A 14,586-nucleotide genomic window follows, 5' to 3' on the forward strand; every position below is an offset into this window, starting at 1 on the left:
GTTCGCGCACCGGGCTGCGGCCCGGTGCCGCCGCGCCCTGGCGGCGCGGCGCGGCCGGCGCCTCAGCGCGCCTTGGCGCAGGCCTCGATGACCTGGGCCGCGAGCGGTGCCAGGTCGGCGACCACCCGCATCTCGGCATCGGTGGGCTCGCGCGTTTCGCGGAAGTAGGTGCCGAAGGTGCCCAGCACCCGGCCGTCGGCGCCCTTGATCGGCATGCTCCACGCGCCCCGGAATCCGATCGACAGCGGCAGGTGCCGCAGCTCGGCCCACTTGTCGTCCAGCTGGAAGTCCGGCGTGAGGGTCACCTCGCCCGTGGCGGCCGCCGACGCGCAGGTGCCCAGGCCCGGATGGGGGCGCAGCCGGTCGATCTTGTCCAGGTAGTCCGCCGGCAGGTTGGGCGAGGCGCCGTTGCGCAGCAGGCCTTCCCGGTCGAGCACCAGGATGGAGGCCACCGTGCGACCCTCGGCGAACTGTTCGACGGCCGAGGTCAGCTGCGACAGCGTCTCGCGCGGGGAGGCGCCGCGCGCCAGGAGCTCCGCCACCCGGTTGCGGGTGCGCTGGACGATCTCCTGGGTGTCCCTCCGGGTGGCTTCGCGATTGACGGCGGCATCCATCTGTTCAGTCTATCGCGCCCACCGTCCGGCTCAGTCCCAGGCCGGATAATCGGGGGCGGAACGGCAAGGCACACCCAATAAGTCCGCAGCCGGACGCGGAACGAGGCGCCGGCGCGGTAGGGCGCGGCATGGAGGAGAGTCCCCTGAACACCGAAGAGATGGCCCTGAAGGCCGACGGTCACACGCCCATGATGGCCCAGTACCTCGCCATCAAGGCCCAGCACCCGAAGACGCTGGTGTTCTACCGCATGGGCGACTTCTACGAGCTGTTCTACGCCGACGCCGAGAAGGCCGCGCGCCTGCTGGACATCACGCTCACCCGCCGCGGCAATTCGGCCGGCCAGCCGGTGGTGATGGCGGGCGTGCCCTTCCATTCGGTCGAGGGCTACCTGGCCCGCCTGATCCGGCTGGGCGAGTCGGTCGCCATCTGCGAGCAGGTGGGCGACGTCGGGGCGTCCAAGGGCCCGGTGGAACGCAAGGTGGTGCGCGTGGTCACGCCCGGCACGCTGACCGACACCGAGTTGCTCTCCGACAAGTCCGAGGCCGTGCTGCTGGCGGTGCACCAGGGCTCGCGCCACCGCTGCGGCCTGGCCTGGCTGTCGGTGACGCAGGGCGCGCTGCAGCTGGCCGAATGCGCCGGCGACGAGGTCGAGGCCTGGGTGGCGCGCATCGCGCCCAGCGAGCTGCTCTACAGCGCGGAGGCGACGCCCGTCTTCACCCAGCGCCTGAACGCGCTGCGCTTTTCCACCAGCGTCTCGCTCACCGAGCGCCCGGCCTTCCAGTTCGACGCCGGCCTGGGCCTGCGCAAGCTGCTGGAGCAGCTCAACGCCGCCACGCTGGCGGCCTGGGGCGCGGACGAACTCACCCACGCGCACGCCGCGGCCGCCGCGCTGCTCAGCTATGCCGAACACACCCAGGGCCGCGCCCTGTCGCACGTGCACAGCCTGCAGGTGCAGCGCGACGACGAGCTGATCGACCTGCCCATCACCACCCGCCGCAACCTGGAGCTGGTGCAGACGCTGCGCGGCGAGGACTCGCCCACCCTGTTCTCGCTGCTGGACACCTGCATGACCGGCATGGGCAGCCGCCTGCTCAAGTGCTGGCTGCTGGAGCCGCGGCGCGAGCGCACGCAGGCGCAGGACCGGCTCGATGCCATCGAGCTGCTGCGCGGCGGCGCCTGGCAGCGGCTGCGCGCCGAGCTCAAGGGCACCAGCGACGTGGAGCGCATCACCGCCCGCACGTCGCTGCGCCAGGTGCGCCCGCGCGAGCTGGTGGGGCTGCGCCAGTCGCTCGACAAGGCGCTGCAGCTGGCCGGTGCGCTGGAAGGCGGCACGGACCTGTTGGCGCGCCTGCGCGCCGACCTGGCCCCGCCGCCCGGCTGCGCGCAGCTGCTGCAGCACACGCTGATGGAAGAACCGGCGGCGCTGGTGCGCGACGGCGGCGTGATCGCGGCCGGCCACGATGCCGAGCTGGACGAGCTGCGCGCCATCCAGGTGAACGCCGACGGCTTCCTGCTGGAGCTGGAACGGCGCGAGCGCGAGCGCAGCGGCATCGCCAACCTCAAGGTGCAGTTCAACCGCGTGCACGGCTTCTACATCGAGGTGAGCCAGGGCCAGCTGGACAAGGTGCCGGCCGACTACCGCCGCCGCCAGACGCTGAAGAACGCCGAACGCTTCATCACGCCGGAGCTCAAGGCCTTCGAGGACAAGGCGCTGTCGGCCCAGGAAAGGGCGCTGGCGCGCGAGAAGTTCCTCTACGAGCAGCTGCTGGACGCCCTGCAGCCGCACGTGCCCGCGCTCGGCCGGCTGGCGCGCGCGCTGGCGTCCGTCGACGCGCTGTGCGCGCTGGCCGAACGCTCGCTCACGCTGGGCTGGTGCCGGCCGCAGTTCACCCGCGAACCCGGCATCGAGATCACCGGCGGCCGCCATCCGGTGGTGGAGGCGCGCCTGGCCGAAACCTCCGGCGGCGCCTTCATCGCCAACGACACGCGGCTGGGCCCCAGGCAGCGCATGCAGGTCATCACCGGCCCCAACATGGGCGGCAAGAGCACCTACATGCGGCAGGTAGCGCTGGTCTGCCTGCTGGCGGCGATGGGCTCGTACGTGCCGGCCACGGCCTGCCGGCTCGGGCCGATGGACGCCATCCACACCCGCATCGGCGCGGCCGACGACCTGGCCAACGCCCAGTCCACCTTCATGCTGGAGATGACCGAGGCGGCGCAGATCCTGCATTCGGCCTCGCCGCAGAGCCTGGTGCTGATGGACGAGATCGGCCGCGGTACGTCCACCTTCGACGGCCTCGCCCTGGCCTCGGGCATCGCCGCGCACCTGCACGACCGGACGCAGGCCTTCACCCTGTTCGCCACGCACTACTTCGAGCTGACCGAGTTCCCGGCCCGGCACCACTGCGCGGTGAACGTGCACGTCAGCGCCACCGAATCGGGCAGCGACATCGTGTTCCTGCACGAGATCCAGCCCGGCCCGGCCAGCCGCAGCTACGGCATCCAGGTGGCCCGGCTGGCCGGCATGCCGGCCGCGGTGGTCAACCATGCGCGCCATGCGCTCGCCGCGCTCGAGCAGCAGCAGGAGGCCGCGCGCGAGCAGGTCGACCTGTTCGCGCCGCCGCCCGAGCCGGTGCGCCAGGGCCCCAGCCCGGCCGAGGCCGCGCTGGCCGCGCTGGACCCGGATACGATGAGCCCGCGCGAAGCACTGGACGCGCTCTACGCGCTGAGGAAGAAACTGGAACCGAAATGACCTACTGCGTCGGCATCAAACTCAATGCAGGCCTGGTGTTCCTGTCCGACTCGCGCACCAACGCGGGGGTGGACCACATCAGCACCTTCCGCAAGATGATCGTGTACGAGCGGCCCAACGACCGCTTCATGGTGCTGCTGACGGCCGGCAACCTGTCGATCTCGCAGTCGGTGCGCGAGATCCTGCAGGTGGAGCAGCTCAAGGACCCCGAGGGCGGCGAGCCGATCACCATCTGGAACGCGCGCAGCATGTTCGACGCCGCCCGCGTGCTGGGCCAGGCGGTGCGCCGCGTCTACGAGCGCGACGGCGAGTCGCTCAAGTACGCCGGCGTGGAGTTCAACATCTCCATGATCTTCGGCGGTCAGATCCGGGGCGAGGGCATGCGCCTGTTCTCCGTGTACTCGGCCGGCAACTTCATCGAGGCCACGCCGGAGACGCCCTACTTCCAGATCGGCGAGTCCAAGTACGGCAAGCCGGTGCTGGACCGCGTGCTCACGCCCGACACGCCGCTGGACGAAGCCGCCAAGTGCGCCCTGGTGTCGATGGACTCCACCATGAAGTCCAACCTCTCGGTCGGCCCGCCGCTGGACCTGGTGGTGTACGAGGCCAACCAGTTCCAGAGCGACCGGCTGGTGTGCATCGACATGGCCAACCCGTACTACCGCATGCTGCATTCCAGCTGGGGCCAGAAGCTGCGCGAGGTGTTCGACAGCCTGGACGATCCGGTCTGGGACGACGCCCACACCGACACGCCGCTGAAGGTGACCGATGCGCAGAACAAGCCGCTGAAGAAGATCACGCGGCCGGAAGAAAAACTGATCTGACGCCGCGCGCCTCGGGCACCGTGCCGGTCATCCCCGCGAATTGATCTCGTCATTCCCGCGAAGGCGGGAATCCAGAGCTTTCCTCTCGGCGCACGCGCCCCCTGGATTCCCGCCTTCGCGGGAATGACGGCCTTGCCTGGATCCCTGCCCTTCGCGGGGACGACGCCCCTGATATGTCCCTCATCGTCTTCTCCCACGCCAACAGCTTTCCCGCCGCCACCTACGGCGTGCTTTTCCGGCAGCTGCGCTCGCGCGGCTTCACGGTCAAGGCGGTCGACAAATTCGGCCACGACGAGCGCTATCCCGTCACCGACAACTGGCCGCACCTGGTGCAGCAGCTGCACGACTTCGCCGAACGCGAGGTGGCGCGGGCGGGCGAGCCGGCCTTCCTGGTGGGCCACTCGCTGGGCGGCATTCTCAGCCTGCTGTGCGCGGCCCGGCACCCGCAGCTGGCGCGCGGCGTGCTGCTGTTGGACTCGCCGGTGATCGGCGGCTGGAAGGCCACCGCGCTGGGCGCGGCCAAGTCGACGCAGCTGGTGGGATCCATCTCGCCCGGCCGCATCAGCCGCAAGCGCCGCCACCGCTGGCCCGACCCCGAAACGGCGATGGAGCATTTCCGCCACAAGAAGGCCTTCGCGCGCTGGGACGAGCAGGTGCTGCGCGACTACGTCCACCTGTGCACCCACGACGAGGGCGGCGAGCGGGTCCTCTCGTTCGACCGCGACATCGAGACCGCCATCTACAACACGCTGCCGCACCACCTGGAACGCGTGCTCAAGCGCCATCCGCTGCGCTGCCCGGCGGCATTCGTCGGCGGCCTGCAGTCGCTGGAGCTGCGCCAGGTCGGCCTGGCCCTGACCACCCAGGTGACGCAGGGGCGCATGGCCATGCTCGATGGCAGCCACCTGTTCCCGATGGAGCAGCCGCTCGCCACGGCGGCGGCCATCGAAGCCCTGCTGCGCTCTTTGGAGAGCGCTGCCTAGGAGTCTGCGCGGGCGCCCCCGTCCTACAGCGGCCCGCCGAAGAGCCCGACAACCACGGATGGGCTCGAGGCCTCAAGATGGAGGCATGCCAACAGCGATCCTGCGCTCAGCGCCCAAGGCCCCTCCCCTGTCCCTGCTCGCCATGGAGCCGTTGCGCGCCATGTTCGATTTCGCCGCCGCCGCTCTCGCCGTGCGCGCGGCAGCGGTGGGCGACGGCCATCCGGTCATGGTGTTCCCCGGCCTCGGGGGCGCGCCCTTCACCACCTCCCACCTGCGCGGCCACCTGGACGGCTGCGGCTTCACCGCCCACTGCTGGGGGCGCGGCATCAACACCGGCCCCAGCGGCGACTTCGACGACTGGCTGGACGGGCTGGAGGAAGACGTGGAAGACCGGTTCGAGCAGGACGGCCGCAAGGTCAGCCTGGTGGGCTGGAGCCTGGGCGGCATCTATGCCCGCGAGCTGGCCAAGCGCCGGCCGGAATGCGTGCGGCAGGTGATCACCCTGGGCACGCCGTTCGCGTCGATGCGCGGCGCCACGCATGCCGACTCGGTCTACAAGCTCCTGAACGGCGACGCCGCCGGAGTCACGCCCCAACTGAAGGCGCGCCTGCGCCAGTGTCCGCCGGTGCCGACCACCTCGATCTACAGCAAGAGCGACGGCGTGGTGTGCTGGCAGGACTGCATCGAGCGCCGCTCGCCGCTGGCGGAAAGCGTGGAAGTCTCGGCCAGCCACCTGGGCATGGCGACCCACCCCGGGGTGCTGGGCATCGTGGTGGACCGGCTCGCGCAGCCGGAAGGCAAATGGCGCCGCTGGCGCAACAAGCCGGTGAATTGAGCTAGTCGGACGACGGCCGGTCGTCCAGGTCCGCGGGCTTGCTGCGGCGGGCGCGATAGCCGTGGCGTCGCAGGTTGTCCAGGGCGCTGGCCGAGCCTACGCCCCAATTGCTGTCATTGGCGGATTCGTCCGTGGGACGCTTTCCCTGCGCCGGTGCTTTGTCTTCGGGCGCCTTCGCGTCCGGGCCTCGATCCTGCTGGTCCATCCTTGCTGCCTTGGCTGTCCTGGGGGCAGCCTCGAGCCATGATGATCCGCTGCATATCCGATGGGTGTCGGACGCGAAGCCTGCGCGAGTAGGACGCGACGCGCACGGCGGGCGTGCAGCGCGCAGCAAACTTCACTCCGTCCAGTCGACCCAGCCCATCGATGCGGTCAGCAGCACCACGATGCCGAAGGCGATGCGGTACCAGGCGAAGGGCGTGAAGCTGTGGCTGGAGATGTAGCGCAGCAGCCAGCGCACGCAGGCCCAGGCGCTGATGAAGGAGAACACCAGGCCGACCGCGAACATGGGCAGGTCCTGCATCGAGAGCAGGCCGCGGTCCTTGTAGAGGCTGTACGCGCCCGCGCCGATCAGTGTGGGGATGGCCAGGTAGAACGAGAAGTCGGTGGCCGCCTTGCGCGACAGCCCCAGCAGCATCCCGCCGATGATGGTGGCGCCGCTGCGGCTGGTGCCCGGGATCATGGCCAGGCACTGCACCAGGCCGACCTTGATGGCGTCCAGCGCGCTCATCTGGTCCACGTCCTCGATGCGCACGCTGCCCTGCTGCCGCCGCTCGGCCCACAGGATCACCAGCCCGCCCAGGATGAAGGTGGTGGCCACCACCTCGGGGGTGAACAGGTGCTCCTTGATGGCCTTGCCCAGGGCCAGCCCGAGCAGCACGGCCGGGAAGAAGGCGATCAGCACGTTGAGCGCGAAGCGCTGGGCCTGGCGCTGGGTCGGCAGGGCCGCCACCGTGCTGCTGATCTTCTGCCAGTAGACGATGATGACCGCGAGGATGGCGCCGGTCTGGATCGCGATGTCGAAGACCTTGGCCTTGGCGTCGACGAAGCCGAGCAGCGAGCCCGCCAGGATCAGGTGGCCGGTGCTGGAGATCGGCAGGAACTCGGTGAGCCCCTCGACCACGCCCATGATCGCGGCCTTTACCAGCAGGACGACATCCACTCGCTCTCCCTTTTCCTCGATGTGAATCGCGGATTATCGATTGCCTCAGCAATGATTTCGGCGCGAATGGCCCGATCGGCTCACAGCCGTCGCGCATCGGCGCCCGCCTACAGGTCAAGGGGAGCACGACCGATGCCGCCGCGCCACACGCGGGCTGAAATGGAAGCATCAGCAGCCTTCGAAGGAGTCCCTCATGGAACGAGACAAGCCGGCGGCCCGCGGCGCGCCCAGGATGCCCGACGCCCGCGTGCGTGAAGTCGGGCGTGAGATCGAGCGCGATGCCGAGGGCAAGGAGCTGGGACCGCACCCGGTGGGCACCGCCGTGGGCGGCGTGGCGGGCGCGGTCGCGGCGGGCGCGGCGGCCGGCAGCATCGCCGGGCCGATCGGCGCCGCCGTCGGGGGCGCGATCGGGGCGGTGGCGGGCGGCTTGGCCGGCTCGCTGGCGGCCGACGCCGTCGTCGATCCCGAGCAGGAGGACGAGTACTGGCGCGGCAATTGGCAGCAGCGCGAGTACGCCAAAGGCGACTTCAGCTACGAGCAGGACTGGAGCCCGGCCTACCGCTACGGCGTGGAGGCGTACAACCGCCATCCCAGGCGCGACTTCGACGAGCTGGAGGGCGACCTGTGCGATGGCTGGAGCGGCTCTTGCGGCGGGTCGCGGCTGGACTGGCAGCGTGCGCGGCCGGCGTCGCGAGAGGCGTGGGACCGGGCGCGTGCGCTGGCGGCGGGGAACCTGCCGCGCGAGGGCGGTCCGGACAAGCCGTAGGCCGAGAGGCGGACGCACTGGGTCCCCGCCTCCGCGGGGACGACGAGTTGCCGTCATTCCCGCGAAGGCGGGAATCCAGAGCTCCCGCCTTCACCCCGGCCGCAGCGCCTCGCGCAGCTGCGCCGCGCACAGCTGCACCGCCACGATGGCCTCGTCGATCACCCGGCCCATGGTGATGAAGCCGTGGATCTGCCGCTCGAAATTCACCAGCGCCGCGCGGCTGCCCGCCTCGGTGAGCTTCTGCGCATAGGCCAGGCCTTCGTCACGCAGCGGGTCGTAGCCGGCGATGAGCACGAAAGCCGGCGGCAGCTTCGAATGGTCCTCGTGCAGCAGCGGCGACGCACGCCAGTCCAGGTCGTGCTTCGGGTCGTCGATGTAGTGGTCGTGGAAGTACGTGATCGAGTCGCGCGTGAGCAGGTAGCCCTGCCCGTTGGTCTGGTGCGAGGGCCAGCCGCGCCGCTGGTCGGTGGCCGGGTAGATGAGCAGCTGGAACGCGATGGGCAGCCCGCCGCGGTCGCGCGCCTCCAGCGCGACCACCGCCGCCAGGTTGCCGCCGGCGCTGTCGCCGCCGACCGCCAGCCGGGCCGGGTCGAGCTTCAGCTGCGCGGCATTCGCATGCACCCAGCGCGTGGCCGCGATGGCATCGTCCACGGCCGCGGGGAAGCGGTTCTCCGGCCCCATGCGGTAGTCCACCGACACCACCGCGCAGCCCGAGCCGTTGGCCAGCTGGCGGCACAGCACGTCGTGCGAGTCGCGGTTGCCGATCACCCAGCCGCCGCCGTGGTAGTAGACGAGCACCGGCAGCACCTGTGCGGCCGAAGCGCCCATCGGCCGGTAGAGCCGCAGCGGGATCTCGCCGCCCGGGCCGGGCGCGGCCAGGTCGCGGGCCAGGGCCACTTCGGGCGGGTCGGGCTGGGTGACGGCGCGCCGCACCAGGTAGTACTCGCGCGCCTTCTCCGGCGTCAGCGTGTGGGTGGGCGGGATGCCCTTTTCCTCGATCAGGCGCAGCAGCGCCTGGGCCTGGGGGTGCAGCATCGGGGTCTCCTCGGCAGCGGTGTGAGCGCCGCAGTCTGACACAGCGCCCGCTCGTCATTCCCGCGGAGGCGGGAATCCAGTGCATCCGCTTTCGCGGACTGCCGGAAGCCCTGGGTCCCCGCCTTCGCGAGGACGACGGCCTTGTTTTTCACTCCCGCTTTCCAGCGCTTCGTCGGCCCCTGCGGCGGTTCGTCGCGCCGACGTCGCGGCGCCCCGGCCCCGCGAGCACAGTCCCCCCATCGAAGACGCCACCAGGAGCACCGCCATGGAACTCACCCCCGTCATCGCCGTCCACATGACCGCCGCGCTGGGCGCGCTGGCCACCGGTCCGGTCGCGCTGTGGGCCCGCCGCGCCGGCGCGCAGCGGCCCAAGCTGCACCGCGCCTTCGGCTACGCCTGGGTCACGCTGATGCTGGTGACCGCGCTCTCGGCGCTGTTCATCCGCGACTTCCAGCTGCCCAACCTGGCCGGCTACACGCCCATCCACCTCCTCGTGCCGGTCACGCTGATCAGCCTTTTCGGCGCCTTCTACAAGCTGGCCCAGGGCAACATCGCCGGCCACCGGATGGTGATGCGCAACCTGTACCTGGGCGCCTGCGTGACGGCGGGCCTCTTCACCCTGCTGCCCAACCGCTACCTCGGCCGGATGCTCTGGAGCGCGGTCGGGCTGGCCTGACCTCTTCCCCTTACCTGACTCAACCCAACCCAAGGAGCACGAGCCATGGACACGAACCTCAGCGACAGCGACCTCGAACGCATCGCCCGCCGCCGCGCGGGGGCCCGCCTGGGCTGGTACATCCACGCCGGCGTCTACGTGGTGGTCACCACGGCGCTGGGCCTGCTGTCCGCGCTGGGCGGCCGGTCCTGGGCGGTGTACCCGGCCCTGGGCTGGGGCACCGGCGTCGCGATCCACGGCCTGGTGGTGTTCTTCCTCACCGACGGCAGCGGCGTCTACGAGCGCCTGGTGCAGCAGGAGCGCCTGCGCCTGTCCCTGCGGCGCGACGCCCGGTGAGCGCTGCCTAGAATGCCCTGCTGATGTCCGCCCCCGCCGCCGATCGCACCCTCCCGCTCTTGCCCGGCGTGCGCATCGACCCGCGCTCGAAGGCGCGCCACCTGCTGCAGACCTGGCTGTTCTGCCTGGCCATCGCGCTGCTGCAGGTGGGCTTCGAGCCGAACAAGCCCTTCCTGCCGGCGCTGGCCTTCTCGCTGTCGATCGGCAGCATCAGCTGGGCGGTGGTGGACCTGGGGCGGCATTTCTTCCCTTCCTCGCGCGAGACCGGCTGGCCCGACCGCCTGCCCGGCCTGGTGCTGGTGCTGCTGGGCATCCTGGCCGGCTTCTTCGGCGGCACCGCGCTGGGCGACGCGCTGTGCCGCACCTTCGGCTGGTACGGCGACGTGGTGCCGGTGCACGACGCCGCCAACCACCGCTCGGCCCTGCTGATCACCGCCATGGCCGGCGTGGTGGCGAGCTTCTACTTCTACAGCATCAACCGCGGCCACTACCTCGAGAACAAGATGGCCGAGGCGCGCCGCCACGCCGACGAGGCCCGGCTCAAGCTGCTGGAGACGCAGCTGGAGCCGCACATGCTGTTCAACACGCTGGCCAACCTGCGGGCGCTGATCGCGGTCGACCCGCCGCGGGCGCAGCGCATGCTCGACCACATGATCGCGTACCTGCGCGCCACGCTGGACGCTTCGCGCGCCACCACGCATCCGTTGCAGGTGGAGTTCGACCGGGTGCGCGACTACCTGGAGCTGATGGCCATCCGCATGGGGCCGCGGCTGTCGTACGGCCTGGACCTGCAGCCGGAGCTCACGCAGCAGCCCGTGCCCACGCTGCTGCTGCAGCCGCTGGTGGAGAACGCGATCCAGCACGGGCTGGAACCGCAGGTCGAAGGCGGGCGGCTCGACGTGCAGGCGCGCACCGAAGGCGGCCAGCTGGTGATCGAGGTCCGCGACACCGGCATGGGTGCGCCTTCGCCGCTGCTCGAAGGCGACGGCTTCGGCCTGGTGCAGGTGCGCGAGCGCCTGGCCACGCTGTACGGGCCGGCGGCGCAGCTGTCTTTCGAGCCCCTGCACCCGGACTTGCTCCCTCCCCCGCTGGGGGAGGGCCGGGGTGGGGGCACTCCCGGCCTGCGCGTCACCCTCCGCCTTCCCCTCGGACGCGCATGACCGCGCCCACCGCCCTCATCGCCGAAGACGAGCCCCTGCTGGCCCAGGCGCTGCAGGCCGAGCTGGCGCGCGCCTGGCCGCAGTTGCGCATCGTGGCCACCGTGGGCGACGGCGCCTCGGCCGTGCGCGAGGCGCTGGCGCACCAGCCCGACGTGCTGTTCTTCGACATCCGCATGCCGGGCGTGGGCGGCCTGGACGCCGCCGTTCAGCTGGCCGACGAGTGGCCGGCCGGCGCGCCCTTCCCGGCGCTGGTGTTCGTCACCGCCTACGACCAGTACGCGGTGCAGGCCTTCGAGGCGCAGGCGGTCGACTACGTGCTCAAGCCGGTGCAGCCGGCGCGGCTGGAGCGTACCGTCGCGCGCCTGAAGGACCAGCTGGCGCAACGCGGCGACGAGCCGGGCCTGGACGCCGCCGTCGAGCGGCTGCGCCACCTGCTGGCCGCGCCGCCCGCGGCCTCGGCACCGCTCAAGGTGATCCAGGCCGGCGTGGGCAACAGCATCCGCGTGGTGCCGGTGGCCGAAGTGCTGGTGTTCGAGGCCGCCGACAAGTACGTGCGGGTGCTCACCGCCGGGCAGGAGCTGCTGATCCGCACGCCGCTCAAGGACCTGCTGCCGCAGCTCGATGCCAGCGAGTTCTGGCAGGTGCACCGGGGCACGGTGGTGCGGGCGTCGGCCATCGAGGCGGTGACGCGGGACGAGGCGGGCAAGCTGCACCTGGCGGTCCGCGGCCGGCCGGAAAAGCTGGCGGTGAGCCGGCTCTATTCGCACCTGTTCAAGGCGATGTGAAACCGATGGGTTGAATCCATCCGCGCGCCTGCTGCGTATCGGCTCCTGACGCCCGACGTCACTTTCGCAGACCGAACAGGAGCCCGACATGAACCGACCCGCCCTTCTCGCCGCCGCCGCGGCCACCACCCTGCTGGCCGCCTGCGCCGGCACGCCGATGGCCATGAGCAAGCCCTTCAGCCAGAGCGGCCTGCCGGCCGCCGTTCAGGTGCCCGCCGGCCACAAGGTGGCGATGGAAACCGTGGGCGCCGGCGACATCACCTATGAATGCCGCGTGAAGGCCGACATGCCCGGCCAGTTCGAGTGGGTCTTCGTCGGACCCGATGCGAAGCTGATGGACCGCGGTGGCAAGCAGGTCGGCCGCTATTTCGGCCCGCCCGCGACCTGGGAGAACATGGACGGCTCCAAGGTCACCGCCACCCAGGTGGCCGTGGCCCCGGCCGCCGCCGGCAGCATCCCGCTGCAACTGGTCAAGGCCAACCCCGCCATGGGCAGCGGCGCGATGACCGGCACCACCTACATCCAGCGCGTCGCCACCCAGGGCGGCGTGGCGCCGGCGATGGCCTGCGCCCAGGGGAACGTGGGTGCCAAGCAGGTGGTGAAGTACCAGGCGGATTACATCTTCTACAAGGCGATGTGAGCGGCCTTCGTCATTCCCGCGGAGGCGGGAATCCAGTGCGTCCGCTTTCGCGGACTGCCGGAAGCACTGGGTCCCCGCCTTCGCGGGGATGACGGGACGGGCGCGTTCGACGGAACAGGAACTACCGCGCCGTCACCGACGCCCACCACTCCCGCGCCGTCGCCTTCAGCGTCGCCACCGCCTCCGGATCGCCCTTCCACAGCGCCGACAGGTATGACCGGGCCTGCTTGGTCGTGACGTGCGGCGGGATCGGCATCACGTTGGGGTCGGTCACCATGTCCAGCAGCACCGGCCGGTCGGACGACAGCGCCTCCTCCCAGGCCAGCCCCACCTGCTCGGGCCGGTCGATGCGGATGCCGCGCAGGCCCAGCATCCGGGCGTAGTCGGCATACGGGAAAGGCGGCAGCAATTGCGAGGCATCGAAGCGCGGGTTGCCCGCAGTGCCGCGCTGCTCCCAGGTGACCATGTTGAGGTCGCCGTTGTTCAGCACCATCACGATCAGTCGCGGGTCCTGCCACTGCTTCCAGCGGTCGGCCACGGTGATCAGCGAGTTCAGGCCCATCATCTGCATCGCGCCGTCGCCCAGCAGCGCGAACACCGGGCGGTTGGGATGCGCCAGCTTGGCGGCCAGTGCGTACGGCATCGCACAACCCATCGAGGCCAGCCCGCCGGACACCGAGCCCATCATGCCGCCCCGAAATCGCAGGTCGCGCGCGTACCAGCCGGCCACGGTGCCGGAGTCGCACATCACCATCGCGTCGTCGGGCAGGCGCGACGACAGTTCCCAGAACACGCGCTGCGGATTGATAGGCCGGGCGTCGCTCATCGCGCGCTCCTCCATCACCTTCCACCAGCGCGCCACGCCGGCCTCGACCTGCGCGCGCCAGGCGCGATCGGCCTTGGGCTTGAGCAGCGGCAGCAGGGCCTGCAGGGTGAGCTTGCTGTCGCCCACCAGGTTGACCTCCATCGGGTAGCGCAGGCCCAGGCGGCGGCTGTCCAGGTCGATCTGCACGCCGCGCGCCGCGCCCTCCTTGGGCAGGAACTCCGAATACGGGAAGCTCGACCCCACCATCAGCAGCGTGTCGCAGCCCTCCATCAGCTCCCAGCTCGGCTGCGTGCCCAGCAGGCCGATGGCGCCGGTCACGAACGGCAGGTCGTCGGACACGGCCGCCTTGCCCAGCAGCGCCTTGGCGATGCCGGCGCCCAGGCGGTCGGCCACCTCCAGCAACTCGTGCCCCGCCTGCAGCGCGCCCGCGCCGGCCAGGATGGCGACGCGCTCGCCCGCATTGAGCACGTCCGCTGCCGCCTGCAGCGCCGAGGCGCCCGGCACGCCGGCCTGCGAGGTCAGCCCGATGCCGGTGTGCACCGTGCCGTGCTCGCGCGGCGGCGTCTCCACCGCGGGCTCATCCTGCAGGTCGTGCGGCAGGATCACGCAGGTTACGGTGCGGCGGTCGCGCGCGATGCGCATGGCGCGGTCGACCAGGTGCCGCACCTGGCCGGGCGCCATCGCCGTCTGCACGTACTCGTTCGCCACGTCCTTGAAGAGCGAGGCCAGGTCCACCTCCTGCTGGTAGTCGCCGCCCATGGCGGTGCGGGCCTGCTGGCCGACCAGGGCCACCACCGGCTGGTGGTCCGCCTTGGCGTCGTAGAGGCCATTGAGCAGGTGGATCGCGCCCGGGCCCGACGTGGCCATGCACACGCCCACCTCGCCGGTGAACTTGGCATGCGCGCAGGCCATGAAGGCCGCCAGCTCCTCGTGGCGCGCCTGGATGAACTGCATGCGGTCGCCGATGCGCCCGAAGGCGCCCATCAGCCCGTTGATCCCGTCGCCGGGATAGCCGAACACGCGCCGCACGCCCCAGGCGTGCAAGCGTTCGAGGATCTGGTCGCCCACGGTCTTGCCCATCGGCGAAGACTAGGCAGGGGGGCGGCAGCGCGGCGTCGGTGCAGCGCACGCCGCGCAGTAGGCCGCCACGCGCGTCGCGTTGGAACGCATGCCAACTCGCGCGGAACAGGT

General features: G+C 71.0%; 15 protein-coding genes. 10 read left to right on the plus strand and 5 right to left on the minus strand.

Translation table 11 applies throughout. The features are described from left to right. Positions 1-62: 62 nt before the first annotated feature. Positions 63-614, minus strand: coding sequence for a GAF domain-containing protein (locus ASG30_RS15530; protein WP_055898549.1), 552 nt, complete (start codon positions 612-614; stop codon positions 63-65). Between the two features lie 128 nt (positions 615-742). On the opposite strand from ASG30_RS15530, the gene mutS reads away from it, so the two are divergent. The 4 genes from mutS (at position 743) to ASG30_RS15550 (ending at position 6,009) form a co-directional block, all read left to right on the plus strand. Next, positions 743-3,367: a DNA mismatch repair protein MutS gene (mutS, locus tag ASG30_RS15535; protein WP_055898552.1), complete on the plus strand. Its 2,625-nt coding sequence runs from the start codon at positions 743-745 to the stop codon at positions 3,365-3,367. Beyond that, complete coding sequence (locus tag ASG30_RS15540; RefSeq protein ID WP_055898555.1) at positions 3,364-4,191, plus strand: proteasome-type protease; 828 nt, start codon at positions 3,364-3,366, stop codon at positions 4,189-4,191. The genes mutS and ASG30_RS15540 overlap by 4 nt, the downstream gene beginning before the upstream one ends. 173 nt (positions 4,192-4,364) lie before the next feature. Then, positions 4,365-5,174 (plus strand): alpha/beta fold hydrolase, encoded by an 810-nt coding sequence (locus ASG30_RS15545; RefSeq protein WP_055898557.1) that lies wholly within the window; start codon positions 4,365-4,367, stop codon positions 5,172-5,174. An 85-nt stretch (positions 5,175-5,259) separates the two neighbouring features. Next, positions 5,260-6,009: an alpha/beta fold hydrolase gene (locus tag ASG30_RS15550; protein ID WP_162243744.1), complete on the plus strand. Its 750-nt coding sequence runs from the start codon at positions 5,260-5,262 to the stop codon at positions 6,007-6,009. A 1-nt stretch (position 6,010) separates the two neighbouring features. Here ASG30_RS15550 and ASG30_RS15555 read toward each other — a convergent pair whose 3' ends face one another. Together ASG30_RS15555 and ASG30_RS15560 are read right to left on the minus strand one after the other, a co-directional pair. Then, positions 6,011-6,214 (minus strand): hypothetical protein, encoded by a 204-nt coding sequence (locus tag ASG30_RS15555; protein WP_055898563.1) that lies wholly within the window; start codon positions 6,212-6,214, stop codon positions 6,011-6,013. Positions 6,215-6,346: 132 nt separating this feature from the next. Beyond that, complete coding sequence (locus ASG30_RS15560; protein ID WP_055898565.1) at positions 6,347-7,171, minus strand: undecaprenyl-diphosphate phosphatase; 825 nt, start codon at positions 7,169-7,171, stop codon at positions 6,347-6,349. Between the two features lie 193 nt (positions 7,172-7,364). Here ASG30_RS15560 and ASG30_RS22615 point away from each other — a divergent pair, with 193 nt between their 5' ends. Beyond that, entirely contained in the window at positions 7,365-7,937 is a 573-nt protein-coding gene (locus tag ASG30_RS22615) for a hypothetical protein (RefSeq protein WP_235579813.1), read from the plus strand. A gap of 90 nt (positions 7,938-8,027) precedes the next feature. Here the strand turns inward: ASG30_RS22615 and ASG30_RS15570 are convergent, their stop codons facing one another. Continuing rightward, positions 8,028-8,972, minus strand: a complete 945-nt coding sequence (locus ASG30_RS15570; RefSeq protein WP_055898568.1) for an alpha/beta hydrolase — start codon at positions 8,970-8,972, stop codon at positions 8,028-8,030. A 265-nt stretch (positions 8,973-9,237) separates the two neighbouring features. Between ASG30_RS15570 and ASG30_RS15575 the strand changes: the two genes are divergently transcribed. The 5 genes from ASG30_RS15575 to ASG30_RS15595 all read left to right on the plus strand — a co-directional run bounded on the left by ASG30_RS15575 (position 9,238) and on the right by ASG30_RS15595 (position 12,569). Further along, positions 9,238-9,648 carry a DUF2306 domain-containing protein gene (locus ASG30_RS15575; RefSeq protein ID WP_055898570.1) on the plus strand — a complete coding sequence of 137 codons (411 nt, stop codon included), beginning with the start codon at positions 9,238-9,240 and terminating at the stop codon, positions 9,646-9,648. A gap of 45 nt (positions 9,649-9,693) precedes the next feature. Next, complete coding sequence (locus ASG30_RS15580) at positions 9,694-9,984, plus strand: 2TM domain-containing protein (RefSeq protein WP_055898574.1); 291 nt, start codon at positions 9,694-9,696, stop codon at positions 9,982-9,984. A 23-nt stretch (positions 9,985-10,007) separates the two neighbouring features. Next, the gene (locus tag ASG30_RS15585) at positions 10,008-11,144 is read left to right on the plus strand and encodes a sensor histidine kinase (protein ID WP_082522131.1); all 1,137 of its coding nucleotides are present in this window, start codon (positions 10,008-10,010) and stop codon (positions 11,142-11,144) included. Then, positions 11,141-11,929 carry a LytR/AlgR family response regulator transcription factor gene (locus ASG30_RS15590; protein WP_055898576.1) on the plus strand — a complete coding sequence of 263 codons (789 nt, stop codon included), beginning with the start codon at positions 11,141-11,143 and terminating at the stop codon, positions 11,927-11,929. Before ASG30_RS15585 ends, ASG30_RS15590 begins: the two co-directional genes overlap by 4 nt. Before the next feature lie 88 nt (positions 11,930-12,017). Next, complete coding sequence (locus tag ASG30_RS15595; RefSeq protein WP_055898579.1) at positions 12,018-12,569, plus strand: DUF3455 domain-containing protein; 552 nt, start codon at positions 12,018-12,020, stop codon at positions 12,567-12,569. 121 nt (positions 12,570-12,690) lie between these two features. Here the strand turns inward: ASG30_RS15595 and ASG30_RS15600 are convergent, their stop codons facing one another. Beyond that, a complete protein-coding gene (locus ASG30_RS15600) occupies positions 12,691-14,475 on the minus strand; it encodes a thiamine pyrophosphate-requiring protein (RefSeq protein ID WP_055898582.1) in 1,785 nt (594 codons plus the stop codon). Positions 14,476-14,586 lie beyond the last annotated feature (111 nt).

It is taken from the genome of Ramlibacter sp. Leaf400 (genome assembly GCF_001424545.1).
GTDB lineage: Bacteria > Pseudomonadota > Gammaproteobacteria > Burkholderiales > Burkholderiaceae_C > Ramlibacter.

What these genes read in the sequence shown, in the direction of transcription:
- ASG30_RS15530 (WP_055898549.1), bottom strand. Translation starts at nt 614, where the DNA reads ATGGATGCCGCCGTCAATCGCGAAGCCACCCGGAGGGACACCCAGGAG.
- mutS (WP_055898552.1), top strand. Translation starts at nt 743, where the DNA reads ATGGAGGAGAGTCCCCTGAACACCGAAGAGATGGCCCTGAAGGCCGAC.
- ASG30_RS15540 (WP_055898555.1), top strand. Translation starts at nt 3,364, where the DNA reads ATGACCTACTGCGTCGGCATCAAACTCAATGCAGGCCTGGTGTTCCTG.
- ASG30_RS15545 (WP_055898557.1), top strand. Translation starts at nt 4,365, where the DNA reads ATGTCCCTCATCGTCTTCTCCCACGCCAACAGCTTTCCCGCCGCCACC.
- ASG30_RS15550 (WP_162243744.1), top strand. Translation starts at nt 5,260, where the DNA reads ATGCCAACAGCGATCCTGCGCTCAGCGCCCAAGGCCCCTCCCCTGTCC.
- ASG30_RS15555 (WP_055898563.1), bottom strand. Translation starts at nt 6,214, where the DNA reads ATGGACCAGCAGGATCGAGGCCCGGACGCGAAGGCGCCCGAAGACAAA.
- ASG30_RS22615 (WP_235579813.1), top strand. Translation starts at nt 7,365, where the DNA reads ATGGAACGAGACAAGCCGGCGGCCCGCGGCGCGCCCAGGATGCCCGAC.
- ASG30_RS15570 (WP_055898568.1), bottom strand. Translation starts at nt 8,972, where the DNA reads ATGCTGCACCCCCAGGCCCAGGCGCTGCTGCGCCTGATCGAGGAAAAG.
- ASG30_RS15575 (WP_055898570.1), top strand. Translation starts at nt 9,238, where the DNA reads ATGGAACTCACCCCCGTCATCGCCGTCCACATGACCGCCGCGCTGGGC.
- ASG30_RS15580 (WP_055898574.1), top strand. Translation starts at nt 9,694, where the DNA reads ATGGACACGAACCTCAGCGACAGCGACCTCGAACGCATCGCCCGCCGC.
- ASG30_RS15585 (WP_082522131.1), top strand. Translation starts at nt 10,008, where the DNA reads ATGTCCGCCCCCGCCGCCGATCGCACCCTCCCGCTCTTGCCCGGCGTG.
- ASG30_RS15590 (WP_055898576.1), top strand. Translation starts at nt 11,141, where the DNA reads ATGACCGCGCCCACCGCCCTCATCGCCGAAGACGAGCCCCTGCTGGCC.
- ASG30_RS15595 (WP_055898579.1), top strand. Translation starts at nt 12,018, where the DNA reads ATGAACCGACCCGCCCTTCTCGCCGCCGCCGCGGCCACCACCCTGCTG.
- ASG30_RS15600 (WP_055898582.1), bottom strand. Translation starts at nt 14,475, where the DNA reads ATGGGCAAGACCGTGGGCGACCAGATCCTCGAACGCTTGCACGCCTGG.